The organism is Prosthecobacter sp., assembly GCF_046154365.1.
Taxonomy (GTDB): domain Bacteria; phylum Verrucomicrobiota; class Verrucomicrobiia; order Verrucomicrobiales; family Verrucomicrobiaceae; genus Prosthecobacter.
Genome location: NZ_JBJXFV010000112.1, coordinates 14,659 through 29,550 on the forward strand (window position 1 = coordinate 14,659; position 14,892 = coordinate 29,550).

The 14,892-nt window shown below is 58.7% G+C and carries 9 protein-coding genes and 13 tRNA genes; 18 read left to right on the forward strand and 4 right to left on the reverse strand.

All coding sequences use genetic code 11. The features are described 5' to 3' along the window. Positions 1–88 precede the first annotated feature (88 nt). Genes ACKVY0_RS14560 through rnhC form a run of 3 tightly spaced genes read right to left on the reverse strand, consistent with a single transcriptional unit; the run spans position 89 to position 4,601 of the window. Positions 89–3,184 carry a c-type cytochrome gene (locus ACKVY0_RS14560; RefSeq protein WP_409215559.1) on the reverse strand — a complete coding sequence of 1,032 codons (3,096 nt, stop codon included), beginning with the start codon at positions 3,182–3,184 and terminating at the stop codon, positions 89–91. Between the two features lie 45 nt (positions 3,185–3,229). Next, complete coding sequence (locus ACKVY0_RS14565) at positions 3,230–3,586, reverse strand: HU family DNA-binding protein (protein WP_409215560.1); 357 nt, start codon at positions 3,584–3,586, stop codon at positions 3,230–3,232. Between the two features lie 22 nt (positions 3,587–3,608). Then, positions 3,609–4,601: a ribonuclease HIII gene (rnhC, locus tag ACKVY0_RS14570; RefSeq protein ID WP_409215561.1), complete on the reverse strand. Its 993-nt coding sequence runs from the start codon at positions 4,599–4,601 to the stop codon at positions 3,609–3,611. Between the two features lie 73 nt (positions 4,602–4,674). On the opposite strand from rnhC, the gene ACKVY0_RS14575 reads away from it, so the two are divergent. The 17 genes from ACKVY0_RS14575 (at position 4,675) to ACKVY0_RS14655 (ending at position 12,544) form a co-directional block, all read left to right on the forward strand. Then, positions 4,675–5,712 carry an A/G-specific adenine glycosylase gene (locus ACKVY0_RS14575; RefSeq protein WP_409215562.1) on the forward strand — a complete coding sequence of 346 codons (1,038 nt, stop codon included), beginning with the start codon at positions 4,675–4,677 and terminating at the stop codon, positions 5,710–5,712. A 61-nt stretch (positions 5,713–5,773) separates the two neighbouring features. Next, positions 5,774–6,715, forward strand: coding sequence for a metal ABC transporter substrate-binding protein (locus tag ACKVY0_RS14580; RefSeq protein ID WP_409215563.1), 942 nt, complete (start codon positions 5,774–5,776; stop codon positions 6,713–6,715). A gap of 905 nt (positions 6,716–7,620) precedes the next feature. Continuing rightward, positions 7,621–7,695 (forward strand) — tRNA-Trp (locus ACKVY0_RS14585). Between the two features lie 190 nt (positions 7,696–7,885). Then, positions 7,886–7,962, forward strand: a tRNA-Gly gene (locus tag ACKVY0_RS14590). A 92-nt stretch (positions 7,963–8,054) separates the two neighbouring features. Beyond that, positions 8,055–8,128, forward strand: a tRNA-Asn gene (locus ACKVY0_RS14595). Positions 8,129–8,134: 6 nt separating this feature from the next. Further along, a tRNA-Arg gene (locus ACKVY0_RS14600) sits at positions 8,135–8,212 on the forward strand. A gap of 673 nt (positions 8,213–8,885) precedes the next feature. After that, positions 8,886–8,959 (forward strand) — tRNA-Gly (locus ACKVY0_RS14605). 7 nt (positions 8,960–8,966) lie between these two features. Beyond that, positions 8,967–9,042, forward strand: a tRNA-Thr gene (locus tag ACKVY0_RS14610). A 9-nt stretch (positions 9,043–9,051) separates the two neighbouring features. Further along, positions 9,052–9,125, forward strand: a tRNA-His gene (locus tag ACKVY0_RS14615). Positions 9,126–9,302: 177 nt separating this feature from the next. Next, positions 9,303–9,378, forward strand: a tRNA-Ile gene (locus ACKVY0_RS14620). Positions 9,379–9,386: 8 nt separating this feature from the next. Beyond that, positions 9,387–9,462 (forward strand) — tRNA-Gln (locus ACKVY0_RS14625). Between the two features lie 6 nt (positions 9,463–9,468). Further along, a tRNA-Leu gene (locus ACKVY0_RS14630) sits at positions 9,469–9,544 on the forward strand. 7 nt (positions 9,545–9,551) lie between these two features. Then, positions 9,552–9,627 (forward strand) — tRNA-Arg (locus tag ACKVY0_RS14635). Positions 9,628–9,765: 138 nt separating this feature from the next. After that, entirely contained in the window at positions 9,766–10,791 is a 1,026-nt protein-coding gene (locus ACKVY0_RS14640; protein ID WP_409215564.1) for an RNA ligase (ATP), read from the forward strand. Positions 10,792–10,899: 108 nt separating this feature from the next. Beyond that, positions 10,900–10,976: transfer RNA gene (locus ACKVY0_RS14645), tRNA-Glu, on the forward strand. 8 nt (positions 10,977–10,984) lie between these two features. Beyond that, positions 10,985–11,060, forward strand: a tRNA-Leu gene (locus tag ACKVY0_RS14650). Between the two features lie 656 nt (positions 11,061–11,716). Next, positions 11,717–12,544, forward strand: coding sequence for a hypothetical protein (locus ACKVY0_RS14655; protein WP_409215565.1), 828 nt, complete (start codon positions 11,717–11,719; stop codon positions 12,542–12,544). A gap of 68 nt (positions 12,545–12,612) precedes the next feature. On the opposite strand, the gene ACKVY0_RS14660 is transcribed toward ACKVY0_RS14655, so the two are convergent. Next, positions 12,613–13,209, reverse strand: a complete 597-nt coding sequence (locus ACKVY0_RS14660; RefSeq protein WP_409215566.1) for a hypothetical protein — start codon at positions 13,207–13,209, stop codon at positions 12,613–12,615. 140 nt (positions 13,210–13,349) lie between these two features. On the opposite strand from ACKVY0_RS14660, the gene ACKVY0_RS14665 reads away from it, so the two are divergent. Further along, on the forward strand, positions 13,350–14,765 hold the full coding sequence (locus ACKVY0_RS14665; RefSeq protein WP_409215567.1) for an RtcB family protein: 1,416 nt from the start codon (positions 13,350–13,352) through the stop codon (positions 14,763–14,765). Positions 14,766–14,892 lie beyond the last annotated feature (127 nt).

Genomic DNA, 14,892 nt, shown 5'->3' on the forward strand with positions numbered 1-14,892 from the left:
TGAGCTGGGTGTTTCGACAGCTTGTTCTAAATGCAAAGAAGGCCGACGGATCGTCGGCCCTCCATGAACCAGTTGCACAGCAACTGGGCTACTTTTGAAATGCCTTGTCCTTCGCGTTGCCGCCGCTGACGAGGTAGGCGATCAAATCGAGGAGTTCGTCTTGGTTGAGGGAGTTGATGAGGCCGGGGGGCATCATGCTGACTTTGCGGGTGCCTTTTTTGGCGATGTCGGACTCGTTGATGGCCATGTGGTCGTTGGGGGCGAAGGGGTTGGTCATGAGGAAGACTTTTTCGTTCTCCTCGACGACGATGCGGCCGATGAGGATGCTGCCGTCTTTCTTGGTGATCTCGTGGCTGTCGTATTGGTCGGAGATGACCTTGCTGGGGTCGATGATGTTCTCCAACAGGTCGCGCAGGGTGTAGCGGTTGCCGACGCCGGTGAGGTCGGGGCCGATGCTGCCGCCGTCGCCGTTGAAGCGGTGGCAGGTGGCGCACATGATGCTGCGATTCATGGCCTCACCGTTGGCGAAGTCGCGGCCTTTGAGGCCACCGGCGGCGAGGGCGAGCACTTCGTCGATGGTCCACGCTTTGCCGGGGCCTTTGGGGGCGACGTAGTTGGGCATGGCGGTCATGGCTTCGACTTTGTTGCTGAGCGCATCAAGGGTGGCGAGTTCGGGCTGCGGCACGAACGTGGCGAGGGCGTCTTTGCGGATGTTTTCGATGAAGCCTTTGAAGCTATTGCCGCCTTTCCAGGTGCGGGCGCGGGGGAACCAGGAGAAAAAGGTTTGGCGATGCTCGGAGGTCCAGCCGGCGGTGGCGTTGCGCAGGGCGAACATGTAGTCGATCTGCTGCGCATTCGGGCGGCTGCCGGCGGCGGCGCGGGCGGCGCTGGCATAGCCATCGTTGCGGCTGAGGACGGCATCGGTGGCGACTTCCTGGAAATCGTCTTTGGCGGTGGCCATCAACGCGAGCGTTTTGGAGACGACTTTGGGTGAATCGATGGCGACGAGGATCTGGCAGAGCTCGCGATTGGTTGCGGCATCAGCGGCGGGATATTGCGCGTCGAGTTTTTTGGCGAGTTCCGCGCAGGTGGCGGCATCGGGCTTGCCGAGACGGATCAAAATGAGCTGCATGGCACGCAGGGCGGCGAGTTGATGATGCGGTGGCACTTTGGCGGCGTCGAGGGCAAGCAGCATCTGCTGCTGCAACGCGGCATTTTCAGGCGCAATGCTGCCTATCGGCTCGGACGAGGTGCCGGTGGGCTTGGCGGCGGGTTTGCCGCCCTCATGGTTGGATTTGGCTCCGGTGACGCGGGCGAGGGCGATGATGCCTTCGATGAGTGCGACAGGATGTTTTTCATTCAGCGCTTTCTCTTGCCAAAGCGATACGGGGAGCTTTTCGATGGCGACGCGGGCGGCGTAGCGCACATGGCGGTCGCTGTGGCTGAGGTAGCCCCAGGCGGTGTTGAGAGCTTTTTCAGCTTCGATCTTGCCAGTATGGTAGCTTTCGAGCGCGGCGCGCATCTTGAATTCCTCATCAAGCGGCAGCGCTTTGGCGGGCGCGGTGGATTCATCGCCGACATAGGTGACGCGATAGACGCCGGACTGTGTTTTGCGACCGCCGACGGCGAAGTACATGGCACCGTCCTGCGGGTGGATGACGAGATCGGTGAGCGGCAGCGGTTTGCCGAAGACGAATTCTTCCTTCGTGGCGGTGTAGCTTGCGCCTTTCGATTCGAGGTGGATGGCCCACATGGTGCCGTAGGTCCAGTCGTTGATGTAGATGGCGTGCTGGTATTTTGCGGGGAATTTGGCTCCAGTGCCGGCGACGGTGCCGGTGGGGCTGCCAGGGCCGATGTCGAGCGTGGTGGGCAGTGAGTCGGCGTAATACTGCGGCCATTTGCCGCTGCCGCTGCGCCAGCCGTAGTCGGCACCGCTGACGCAGTGATTCACGCGTGTGGGGCGGTACCACGGGCTGCCGATGTCCCACTCCATGTCGGCGTCGTAGGTGAAGAGTTCGCCCTGGTCGTTGAAGCAGATGTCGAATTCATTGCGGAAGCCGTAGCAGAAGAGTTCAAGGCCGCTGCCATCGGGATTCATGCTGCAAACGTAGCCGCCGGGGGCGAGGATGCCGCGCGCGTGGCCATTCGCGTCCCACAGGCGCGGGAGGACGTGGTCTTCGCCCCAAATTTTTGCCGGGCGGCTGTCTTCGAGGCCTTCGGGCAGCTTGGTGTGATTGCCGCAGTTGAAGTAGATGCGTTTGCCATCGGGGCTGACGACCATGCTGTGAAGGCCGTGCTCGCCACCACCTGCCATGGTGTGGAGCTTGGTGATCTTGTCGTATTGATCGTCGCCATTGGTGTCCTGGAGGCGGTAGAGGCCGTTTTTACCGCCGTCTTCATTGACCATGACGTAGAGGCTGTCGAAGGCGGCGAGCAGGCCGTGCGCCTTGCCCATTTCGATGGTGAGTTTTTCGGGCTTGAGGTTCTCGGTCTTGCCGATGGCGGGAACGCTCATGCGGTAGATGCTGCCGTACTGGTCGCAGGCGATGAGGCGGCCTTTGGGATCGACGGTGAGGGCGACCCAGGAGCCTTCTTGGTCTTTAGGCACATTGTAGAGCTTTTCCACTTTGAAGCCTTTCGGCACCGTGACTTCGCTGGCAGCGACGGTTTCGCCAGGAGCATTGTTTTTGCCACCACCGGCTTTGCCATCGAGCGCGAGACCCCACGGGCCTTTGCCGTAGTTTTCGATGACGAGAGCGGGTTGCCAGGCTTCGGTGCCGGTGGTGGTGGCTTCCCATTTGCCGCTGGTTTCGATGACGATGTTCGGCCTGCCCTCTGGCAGTTTGAGCGTAAGACGCGCGATAAGCGCAGCGGTGCCGCCTTTGTTCGTGGCGTTGACGATGATCTCGTTGCTCTCGCCGCGCTTGATGTCCTTGCTGACATCTACCTTGCTGGCTTCCTGCCAATCGGGGTTGGTGAGGACTTTTTTGCCGTTGAGGCTGGCTGTTGCGCCATTGTCGCACGTCAGCTCAAGAGTGGCGAGTTGCGCATTCTGCGGAACGTCAAAGCGGTAACGAAAGGTGACTTTGCTGTCTTTATTGCCGTCTTTGGACAACCAGATCCACTGGGGAGCGGCCTGGAGACTGGTGGCTAGGAGCAGGGAGAAGATATAAAAATAGCGCATGGAGGGCAGCTAATACGCCGTGCCTGCGCATTCTTAGCAGCCAAACTAATCGTGTTTGCCGTTCACCGTTTGACTGCCATTGAGCACATGGTTGCCATTGGGCTTATCCAGTGCTAGCGCCGCCACCTGAGATTTTAATTCCTTGCTAGGCTTGAACCGGACCACGCAGCGGTCAGGAATCATGAACTCAGAATTTGGCTGCTTGGGATTACGGCCAATTTTGCCACGGGCCACCCGCAGGTCAAAGGTGCCGAAAGTGCGCAGAGTGACTTCGTCACCCTCTGCTAAATGCTTTGAAACCAACGCCATAAACGACTCCACAAACACCAACGTGTCGGCGTGTTTCACACCGATCGCGTCGCTGAGTTCACTTACCAACTCCTTTTTCGTGATAGTGGCCATGACTCCTTGAGTATCAAAACGATTACATGGGTGCAACTAAATTCCACATCAAATTTTTTTCGGTTCCTATGATGTATAAGATTATTGCTAATAATGCTATTCTGCCCAAAACCTCGCCAGCAGTTCGGAAGTGCAGCTTGCTCAGAAGCTGTAGAATCTCCCCGCCGTGCTTACCTACCAATGCCGCCGCGTTTTGTTTCACGATTGGCGAAACTCCTTTGGGGAGTTCGATGCCTAAACGTTGGCTTTGCGACTTCAGCCAGCCGACAAAGGTCTCTCTTGCAAGGATGGACGCCGCCGCTACTGCGGGATCGCTTTCCGCCTTGGTGCGCTGCACGAGTTCGATGTTTTGCCCGCGCCGCTGCATCGCACGCTGGAGCACGGCGGGATTGGCGAACTGGTCGGAAATGGCGCGAGGGCAGTCCGGCACACGCTCCAGCAGGTTTTCGATGACCTTCGCATGTCCCCAGGCCAGCAGGCGGTTCAGGTTGCCGAATTTCTCATACAGCTCGTTGTAGCGCTCGGGTTGAATGGAAATCACCTCCCACACGAGGCCGCGAACGTTGCGAATGTCGAAGGCGATCTTGGCGATGCGCTCGTCGCTGCCGATGCGTTTGCTGTCCACGGCACCGATGTCGCGCAAGCGTCGCGCCACAACAGGATCGACATACACACCGGCAATCACCAGCGGTCCGAAGAAGTCGCCTTTGCCGCTCTCATCGACGCCGATGTGTGGCTGGAACATTTCCGGGTGATGCACCTCCTCGTAGCCGAGTTTGGCTTCGCCCAGCACCTCAGGTTCGAGGAGGTTGGTGACGAAATCCTCGGTCTCCTTGCCCTGCACGAGCACCTTTGGCCCCTTTTCATAGACAAGCACGTTCACCTTTGCCTTGGCTGCGGCGTAGAGGCAGTACGGCTTCGTCATGAACTCAAATCCACGCTCCTCCAGCAATGTTTGCAGCTTCTCCGCCTGCGGGGCGGTAAGCGCGTGCGTGTAGCTGGTCAGGGTGGGCATCAGAATGACATAAACGATAAAGTTGTCGAAAGGCTCATGAAAAATGCGGGCACCTGTTCAAAGTTGGTGAACGATGCCTTCCAAAGCCGCCCAACCTGATCCCCAAGCGATAGCCGCCGAGCTGGTGAACTGGTTTGGGCAGCATGCGCGTGATTATCCTTGGCGGCGCACGCGTGATCCGTATGCGATTCTTATTGCCGAGGTCATGCTGCAGCAGACGCAGATCGCGACCGTGCTGGATCGTGGTTATTATACGCGCTGGCTGGAGCGGTTCCCAGATTTTCCGACGCTTGCTGCTGCGCGTGAAGATGATGTGCTCAAAGTCTGGGAGGGCTTGGGCTACTACCGACGAGCGCGGAATCTCCAGCGACTCGCCCGCGAAGTGATCGCCAAACATGGCGGTGTGTTTCCTCAAGACCCCGTTGCGATTCTCGCCCTGCCCGGCATCGGACCTTACACGGCGGGTGCGGTGGCCAGTTTTGCCTTCGGTCTCGCTGAGCCAATCGTCGATGGCAACATCACACGTGTGCTCGCGCGCATTTACAATGATGCCACGCCAGTCGATTCCACCGCAGGAACGAAGTTGTTGTGGGCGCGTGCGAAGGCGCTCGTGCAGACTACCGAAGATCCACGATCGCTGAACGCGGCCCTTATGGAGCTCGGGCAGACGCGCTGCACCCCGACGAAGCCGACGTGTGATCTGTGTCCGGTGCGCGCCCACTGTCGCGCTACTGAGCCGGAAGCACTGCCGGTGAAGCATGCGCGGCCCGCAATCACCGCCGTCACCGAGCATGTCGTCTTTCTGCGCACCAGTGAGGGCGTTCTACTGGAACTCGAAACGGGCAAGCGCCGCACCGGCCTCTGGAAACTGCCCGCATTGCATCCCATGCAGGTGGATGAACCGCCGCCTGTCCTGCTGCGCTCACATTATGGCATCACACGCTACAAGGTCACGCTGTGGGTGCATGAACCGCAGGCAGAGGAAAGCGTGTGGCCGGACACCCATCGCATCATCCCCTTTGGCGAACTTGAGTCCACGCCCATGCCAGCGCCGTATCGTCGGGTGCTGCGTGAATTGCTTGAACGTGGCGAGTTCAGGCTCCATGCCTGAGCATTCACCGCATTTTTGCCATTTACATCACCCGCTTTTCAGGCTGCTATCCTCCATCCTCATGAAACTCCGTATCTTCTTCTCCTGCCTCACGCTTTTGCTCAGCGCCTGTAAACCCAGTTCGACTGAACCGGCTGCTGATGCTCCTGCTGAAAAAGTTGCGGCTGCTCCTGCCAAGTCTGGCAAACCGCAGGTGCTCGTCGCCAATTACCCGCTGCAATACTTCGCACAACGCATTGCCGGTGATGCTGTCGAGGTGCGCTTCCTGGCGCCGAAGAATGAAGATCCCGCGTTCTGGCAGCCAGTCGAGGCCGCCGTCACCGCGCTTCAAGGCGCCGACCTCATCCTCATGAACGGAGCCACCTACTCGAAGTGGGCGGACAAGGTCACGTTGCCCGAATCGAAAGTGGTCGATACCTCCAGCGCTTTTGCCAATAACTTCATCCAGATCACCGATGCCACCACTCACAGCCACGGCCCGGGCGGCGAGCACAGCCACAACGGCACCGCCTTCACCACCTGGATTGACTTCAAACAGGCATCACTCCAGGCGCGGGCGGTGAGTGAGGCATTGATCAACCTTGTGCCCGCCGCCAAAGAAACGATGGAGAAAAACGCGGACGCGCTCAAAGACGAACTCGATGCCCTCGACGATCGCATGAGCGCACTCAGCCGCCGTCTGGTGAACCAACCGCTCGTCGCCTCGCATCCGGTCTATCACTACCTCGCCCGTCGTTACGGCATGAATTTGAAATCCGTGCTCTGGGAGCCCGACACCGTGCTCGACGACAAGTACATGAGCGATCTCAACTCGATCCTCGCCACTCATCGTGCCCGTTGGATGATCTGGGAGGGCGAGCCTACCAAGGACAACGTCGAAAAACTCGCCGCCCTCGGCCTCCAAAGTGTGGTCTTCGAACCCTGCGGCAACGTGCCGGACAGCGGCGACTTCATGACCGTTATGAAGGCCAATCTAGCAGCGCTGGAGCAGGCGTTTCCGTAGCCATGAATGGTTATAGGAGAAAATGAGCCGCTAAAAACAGGTTGGCTAAGAAAAAGTTTAAACTTGCTGTTGACGATCTAGGGATCATCGACCACTATCTGTCACCTTCACAACTCGTCATGAAAACCAACCGGACACAAGCTAACTCATCCAAAGCGCTCTTGGAGCGTCAGGGGGAGATTCTGTGTGGCGGTTTTGGCTATCGTATGGTCCCGGCACATCCAAGAAAGGATTGGAGTCTCCCCATTACCCGATACAGCGAGCAGGACGGTCCCACGTCCACATAGGCCCTGAAAGGCCAGTTTTCCAAGGAAAGCCCTGCTCGCCGACTCCAAGGCAGCAGGGCTTTTCGTTTTCCAGCATTTCAAACTCAACCCTCGTATCCACGAACCAGATATATCCATGCTCAACCGTCCCGGTTGATCCTCACATCACATAAAAACCCCGGCATCCGCGCTAACGGACACCGGGGCAAGGCCGGCCTGGCTGACTCCTGGTGGAGTCGATTGAATGACCGCGGCAGAACCTGAACACAGGTTTGCACCCCTCCACCCAGATGTCAAGAATGGCAGCCCATGAATACAGAATACTCCTATGCCAAGGCGAGGAGTTGGGCGAATTGCGCCCACATTTTTACATCACGAAACGGCTTCCCTGGGAGGTGTGCCATAAACACCGAAACATCCGCCGTGAAAAACCTGCGGGTACGACGCCAGCGATCGAGTGACCTTCACTCCATCCCGTGCGTGGTAGCGGTGTTCGTTCTTTATAAACGATGGCAGATCGATCCAAATCGATCTGCCATCCAAGGGCACAGAGCGTGGCGCGACCCTGGTTTGACTCTGTGGGAGAGAGTGGTGATGCGCGCCGCCTCTGTGTCCTTGGATGGTAGAACGTTTTTCAATGCGGCGGTGGCAGACAAGCAATGCGCAGGATTCCAGACCCTGAAGATGTGGGCGCGATACCCACCCGCCGTGCCAGTTTCCAATCAAGAACGCGGCGGTAGCCCGCTAAAGAGGCGGTTTGGACTGTAACCCCAAAGGTCCTAGGCCCCGCACGGAGCATTACCGTGACGCCGCACCATTTTTCAAATGCAGGGAGAGCCAGCGCTCCAGCACGTCTCATAAGCATGCTTTGCCGGTGCAACTCCGGCCCCTGCGTCCATTTCATGGTCCGTTAGCTCAGCCAGCAAGAGCACTCGCCTGCCGAGCGGAAGGTTGCGGGAGCATAGCCCGCACGGACCGCCAATTTCAACGGGCTCGTAGTGTACAAGGCGCACAGTTGGTTTGCACCCAGCGAGAGACGGAGCGTTACCGTCCGAGTCCACCCCCTTTCAAAATCCTCGGTGATCTAACAGTAGGATGCCGCTCTGTTAAAGCGGACGCGATGGTGCGAATCCATCCCGAGGAGCCAGTTTCAGCCCGCAAGGTGTAACAGCATTGCATACGCCGCTTCTAACGGCCGTGGTTCCAGGTGCAAATCCTGGTGCGGGCACCAATTCAACGGAGCACGTCCGGCATAGACGAGGAAACGGTCCTGAAAACCGCTGCGCCCCGCCAAGGCGTCCAGAGTGCGATTCTCTGGTGCTCCGCCAATTTTTTAGAGCGTGGTACAGTCCTCTGGACTGCCTCTTTAGACTCAGCCAAGACGGCTGAACCACACTTTCATCCCTCCGTAGCTCAACAGCAGAGCAGCCGGTCGATAACCGGCAGACCGTGGAGCGTCACCACGCGGAGGGACCACTTATTTAAAGGAGCGCGAGTGTGTCGGCAGACCTCTCGCCACTTTGGCTACTGCGGTAACGAATCGCCCAAGAAGTGGCGAGTAGGCTTCGCCATACTCGCGCTCCGATCACGCTGGATGGCTCAGACAGATGAGCGGCGGGTTGAAAATCCGCAGAGGTTGGCGCGCTACCAACTCCAGCGACCATTTTTCCATGCGTCATTGATGTAACAGCAACATGCGAGTCTTCCAAACTCGATACGTCGGGGCAGCTCCGACATGGCGCACCAATTTCCAAAGCTCCCGAAGTGTAAGAGTCGTGCATACCGCCGTGCGAAGGCGGAGGATCGAGGTGCAGCGCTTTGCGCGATAGCGCACGATCACGAGGCGCGGAGCAGTAGAGGCACAGCGGCAGGAGCCGCAACTCCTCGCGGGAGCACCATTTCATGCGGTCATCGTCCAGCAGCAGGACACGGCTATGCCAAGGCTGAAACGCCGGTGCGAATCCGGCTGACCGCACCATTTCCATGTCTTCGTGGCCGACTTAGAAAGGCACCGATCTCGTAAATCGGATCATGTGGGCGCGAATCCCACCGAAGGCTCCATTTCAAACACCCTGCATATTGTAACAGCAGCATTCCTCGTTGTGAACGAGGCGGTGCCGGTGCGAATCCGGCTGTGGGAACCATTTTTTCATCGTGCGCAAGGCAAAGAGCCGAGCCAGCGGTCCGCAAAACCGCGTTACCCAGTGCGAGCCTGTGGCGCACGTCCACTTTTCATCGGATACGAGAGAGCCAGAGAACTCGCTTGGTTTGGGACCAAGACGCGCCCGGGGCAGCACCGGGGTATCCGACCACTTTCAAATTGGTCTGTAGCTTAACAGTCAGAGCGTCGGGCTCATAACCCGGAAGATGCTGGTGCAACTCCAGCCGGACCGACCAATCACAACAGCCTTGTAGCTCAACAGTCAGAGCATCCGCCTTTGAAGCGGAGGGTTGGTGGTGCGAATCCACCCGAGGCTGCCAGTTCATGCCCATGTAGTCCAACAGCAGAGACAACCGTTTCAGATGCGGTCGAGTGCGGGTGCGAATCCTGCCATGGGCACCACTTCAATGCTCCCGTAGCTCAATCATTAGAGCACCGCGCTTCGAACGCGGAGGTTGAGGGTGAGATTCCTTCCGGGAGTGCCATTCCAAACAAGGAACGTCAACCGGACCAGCGTGCCGGGACTCGGTGCTAACGAGATCGTGCCGCCATCGTGCGGCATGAGGAGCATGTCCTCGGCGTTCCGCCATTTTTGTGCCAATACTCATAACCAACATCAAGTCATGAAACGCAAACTCGCCTCCATCCAGACGGTTCTCGCCATCGAACCCATTGCCAATGCCGATGCCATTGAACTGGCGCGCATCCAGGGCTGGCAGTGCGTGGTGAAAAAGGGCGAGTTCGTCGCCGGAGATGCCGGTGTGTTCTTTGAGATTGATGCCGTGCCTCCGGATGAATCCCGCTACCAGTTCCTTTGGCGTCCCAAAGATGGCGCGGTGCGTGCGCAGCCCGCGAATTTCCGACTGCGAACCATCCGCCTGCGCGGAATGCTTTCGCAGGGCCTTCTGTTACCGCTCTCACATTTCCCCGAACTTCCTCCCAGGTTGCCCACTGGCACCGACGTCACCGAAACACTTCACGTAACCAAATGGGAGCCACAAATTCCGCTCAATGACGAGGTGGACGGCCCCTTTCTCCCCGGTGTGCCAAAGACGGACGAGATGCGCGTGCAAAGCGTGCCTGAAGTCCTTGCCGAGCTGGCGGGTCGCCCCTACGTCATCACCGTGAAGTGTGATGGCACCTCCGTCACCTACGGTATCCATCGCCACACCGGCGCATTCACCGTCTGTGGCCGGAACTGGAGCATCAAGCGTGGAACCAATGCTTACTGGCATGCGGCGGAGAAATATCAGCTTGAAGCTGCTCTCACACAGCATCCTGAAATGGTGGTGCAGGCGGAACTGATCGGCCCTAGCATCCAAAAGAACCGTCTTGGTCTCAAAGACATCCAGCTCGCTGCCTTTAACGTCTATGATCAGAAAGCATGCCGCTTCCTCTCGCACGATGAAGCCGCCGCCTTCCTCGCATCCATCGGTGTTCCGATGGTGGAGGTGCTTGAGTGCGGCGAAGCTTTTGAGCACGACCAAACGTTGCTTTTGGCTCTCGCTGAGGGCTTCTACGGAGGCACCCAAAACGAGCGCGAAGGCATCGTCATCCGTCCGCAGGCGGAACGCATCAGCCAGGTGCTCGGCGGCCGGCTTTCGTTCAAAGCCATCAGCAATCGCTTCCTGCTCAAAGGCGGCGAATAAGCGGAGCGCGAGTGTGTCCTCAGACCACTCGCCACTTTCCCAGGCTCGCGAAGCCGTGGGACATCCAAGTGGCGAGTAGGCTTCGCCATACTCGCGCTCCATTTCAATGACCCTGTCGTCTAACTGGCCAAGGCACCCGACTTTCTATCGGGTTATTGCGGGTTCAAATCCCGCCAGGGTTGCCAATATCAATGCTCATGTAGCCCAACAGCAGAGGCACGACGTCGAGAGCGTCGCAAGTGCAGGTGCGACTCCTGCCATGAGCACCATTTCCGGGCCTGAAACTTAGACAGCGAAGTAACCGGCTTTTAACCGGTTTAGCAGGGTGCATGTCCCTGCAGGCCCACTTTTCCTCGCAGCTTCGACTGCCAATCGAATCTACTTCCCGCCTGTTGGTGAAACAGCATCACGTCTGGCTTACATCCAGAAATCGGAGGCGCACATCCTTCACGGGCGACTTTTCACCGCGGATCAATCGCAGCGGACCTCACATTCGCCGCAGAGGGGCGGAGGAGCAGAGAGGCAAAGGTTCAAACTCTGCTTCTCTGCCCCTTGGCCCCTCTGCGGCAAAACCAAACGGCCAAGGGAACACCTTCGCCTTCCATCTTTCATTCCAGCGGCAGCACCCGCGCCTGACCGTGTCCATTGAGGCACCAGACGCGGGCGGTTGCAGTGTGGTGCAGTCCTCTGGACTGCATCTTTACTCTCCGCCGCTGGAGGCAGCGCCATCGCGGTGACATTCAGTCATCGCCGTGGCGCTGTTACCCTTTTCAACCTCTAACCCACATCAACCCATGAAATACCAGCCCACCTAGCCAGCGCATCTTCCCGCTGGCGTCATCCATGTTTGGAAGATCGCTGTCACATCCGTCCAGCGTGCCCGCTCGCGGGCAGAAAGCACGGATGATGATTCGATCATTCTTCTATGAAACTCGAACATCTCGAACGCGCGTTCACATCCATCGGAGCACGCCTCCACGTGGAGGTTCGGCCACCCGCTCGTCGTTGGGACGGTGCTGTCATGAGCACCGGTTATTCCCTCGACATCGGCCATGATCGTCATGGGCAGTTCTTCGCCCTTCGTGGCGATGACACGAGCCTCGCGGAGGCGGAGTTCTCCCTGCTGAACAAGCAGAAGGACGACCGCCACCTGCTCCTCCTCGTCAAAAACGAGGACGGCAAGCGCAAGGATCGCTTCCTGTGCGGTCATGACGAGCGTGAGTGGTTTGTCGCAGCCATTCCTGGCCCCGCATCCACCGTGGTGCAGGCCAAGGAGGCGCTCAAACCCGCTCCCGTGCGTCAGGCGCAGGCTCGCAAGAGCCTGAATGCCCGCCAGGCCAACACCCGCCACAACACGGCCTTCCGCCGTCAGGGTGAGTGGTTCTTCGTGCCCATGGACAAACCATTGGCCGTCGATCCGAAGCTCATTCTGCGTCACGAGCCCATCTCACGTGGAGGCGGCAGCAAGCCGCACCTCGTCGAGCAGCTCTACCGCACAGGCGGAGAGGTCGTGTACGTCAACCGTCAGCATCCTCGCGGCATCACGCAGGCTCAGTACAACAAACTGATCCAGCGCAATCCCGCCGCGAAGAAGCTGATCTGGCAGACCATGCGCCGGAATCCCGGCGTGTATGCCCGTGGCGCGGTGCGTCATCCTGACCACGAAACCATCGTGCTACACGACTGGTGCCGTGTGCTCATGAATGAGGAGCATCTCGCTCCCTCACGACGCAACCTGGCCTTCCTCGATTGATTCAAACCAACGCGTTCACCTACTCGCGCGTGCGGCATGCTGAAAGGTGTGTCGCGCGCGTCTATGAGCTAATCCTTGCCCTGTATCTCGTAAACGAGGTCATCGAAATCACCGTTGAAGATCTTGAACGCAAGACACCTTGGCTTCCCCCGCAAAACCGTGAGTGTGATTGAATCAGTCATTCCTTCGTGTGATCCTCCATCTACGGTCACGTTTCTCAGCTCCAAACGCACCTTGAACACATCTGGGATGTGTTCGACTTCCCAAGTGCCATTGAACGAAACATAGCCTCCTCTGAAGCGACCTTGGCTCTCGTCATCTCCGTGAACACAGCAGGCAGGCAATCGACTGGCTCCACAAACTCCATTGGCCTTTAAAATGAGCGTGCCCATGAAATCACTATATCCCGTGCTCGACAGCCGTCGCTTCGCCGCTTCTGAGATCTTATAAGTGCCTACCAACTCTTGTGGAGCAACTTCCGTTCGCTCATACGGGTCGCCAAGCCACAGCATGAGACAAACGAGGCCGAGCGAACCAAAGAAGATCAACCAGACTTTAAGTGTTCGCTTCCATTGTCCAGTCACCAAGGACACCAGTAGCCGCGCCAAACAGTAAATGCCTCCTCCAATCATGAGCAGGCCGAAAGCGAGGGTGAAAATGTTCATGGTGGCATTTCAGCTCAACAGACCAGAAAATCAACGGCTGCCCCCAACGCTTTCCCAAGAACGAACACCGCCACCGGGACCCTCGTGCCCATTTCCCATCTTCCCTTTCCCCATCTCTCCAACCCTCCATCCTCACCTCCATGAAACCCAACGATCTCATCCAACTCGGCGTGCCGCAGGGCGCGGCGATCCAGTCTGGCATGGACTTCATCGCGAAGTTCATGGCGCAGGGTGGGGAATCGGCGCGGCTAGAAGAAGAGCTGGGCGCTGTCATCGCAAAGCCGGAATCGTTTCTCGGCGATCCGCTGCGTGAGGTGTTTGCACGGGATCTTTATGCTCCGGCTTACAAACAACGCGATGCGCTGGCCCCTTGGGCGCAGTGGGGCTCCGGCCTCGATGCGGCTGCGGTGCAGCAGATGGCGAACGCTTGTGCGCTGCCGGTGGCGGTCGCGGGAGCGCTGATGCCGGATGCGCATGTGGGCTACGGGCTGCCGATTGGTGGCGTATTGGCCACGGAAGGCTGCGTGATCCCGTATGCGGTCGGTGTGGACATCGCGTGTCGCATGCGACTGAGCGTGTATGATCGCAAGGCGGGCACCATCGCGGGTCAGAAGGACCGTTTGGCGAACATCCTGGAAAGCGAGACGAACTTCGGCATGGGGGGAGCCTTCAAGGACAAGCGTCATCATGACGTGATGGACGAGGACTGGGCCGTTTCGCCGATCACGCGACGCTTCAAGGACAAAGCCTGGGCGCAGCTCGGCACCAGCGGCTCTGGGAACCACTTTGTCGAGTTCGGAGCCATGGACGTGAATGCGCAGCAGTCCGCCGCGCTGAAGGAATCCGGCTTTGACGTGCCACCGGGCGAGTACCTCGCGCTGCTGAGCCATAGCGGCTCTCGCAGCACCGGAGCGCAGGTTTGTCAGCACTACAGCCGCATTGCCATGGATCGTCGCTACGATTTGCCGAAGGAGATGAAGCACCTCGCGTGGCTGACCTTTGAGGAAGAGGCAGGCCAGGAATACTGGGCCGCCATGAACCTCATGGGCCGCTACGCCGCTGCGAATCATGCGCTCATCCACAAGCACATCGCGAAGAAGGTCGGCGCGCATGTCATGCTCGACATCGAGAACCATCACAATTTTGCCTGGAAGGAAACGCATCTCATCGAAGGCACCGAACACGAGGTCATCGTGCATCGCAAAGGCGCGACGCCTGCTGGTGAAGGCGTGCTCGGCATCATCCCTGGCTCCATGGCCACGCCCGGCTACGTCGTGCGGGGCAAAGGCAAAGCGTCCTCACTTTCCAGCGCCTCCCACGGTGCCGGTCGCGTCATGAGTCGCTCCGTGGCCAAGCAAAGCTTCACCTGGGGCGGCGTGAAAAAGCAGCTCGCCGCCGCCGGAGTCGAACTCCTCAGCGCCGGTATCGACGAGGTGCCCGGCGTCTATAAAGACATCCACAGCGTCATGGCCGCGCAGACCGACCTCGTGGAAGTCCTCGGCCAGTTCCAGCCGCGCATCGTGAAGATGTGTCCCGAGGGACCGGCGGAGGACTGAAGAACGAACACCGCAACATGGAGCGCGAGTGTGTCGGAGACCACTCGCCTCTTTTTTCGGCCAGCGCTCACGAATCACCACCTCAACTGGCGAGTAGGCTTCGCCATACTCGCGCTCCGACAAATCG

Coding starts and splice junctions, on each gene's coding strand:
- ACKVY0_RS14560 (WP_409215559.1), bottom strand. CDS start 3,184: ATGCGCTATTTTTATATCTTCTCCCTGCTCCTAGCCACCAGTCTCCAG.
- ACKVY0_RS14565 (WP_409215560.1), bottom strand. CDS start 3,586: ATGGCCACTATCACGAAAAAGGAGTTGGTAAGTGAACTCAGCGACGCG.
- rnhC (WP_409215561.1), bottom strand. CDS start 4,601: ATGCCCACCCTGACCAGCTACACGCACGCGCTTACCGCCCCGCAGGCG.
- ACKVY0_RS14575 (WP_409215562.1), top strand. CDS start 4,675: ATGCCTTCCAAAGCCGCCCAACCTGATCCCCAAGCGATAGCCGCCGAG.
- ACKVY0_RS14580 (WP_409215563.1), top strand. CDS start 5,774: ATGAAACTCCGTATCTTCTTCTCCTGCCTCACGCTTTTGCTCAGCGCC.
- ACKVY0_RS14640 (WP_409215564.1), top strand. CDS start 9,766: ATGAAACGCAAACTCGCCTCCATCCAGACGGTTCTCGCCATCGAACCC.
- ACKVY0_RS14655 (WP_409215565.1), top strand. CDS start 11,717: ATGAAACTCGAACATCTCGAACGCGCGTTCACATCCATCGGAGCACGC.
- ACKVY0_RS14660 (WP_409215566.1), bottom strand. CDS start 13,209: ATGAACATTTTCACCCTCGCTTTCGGCCTGCTCATGATTGGAGGAGGC.
- ACKVY0_RS14665 (WP_409215567.1), top strand. CDS start 13,350: ATGAAACCCAACGATCTCATCCAACTCGGCGTGCCGCAGGGCGCGGCG.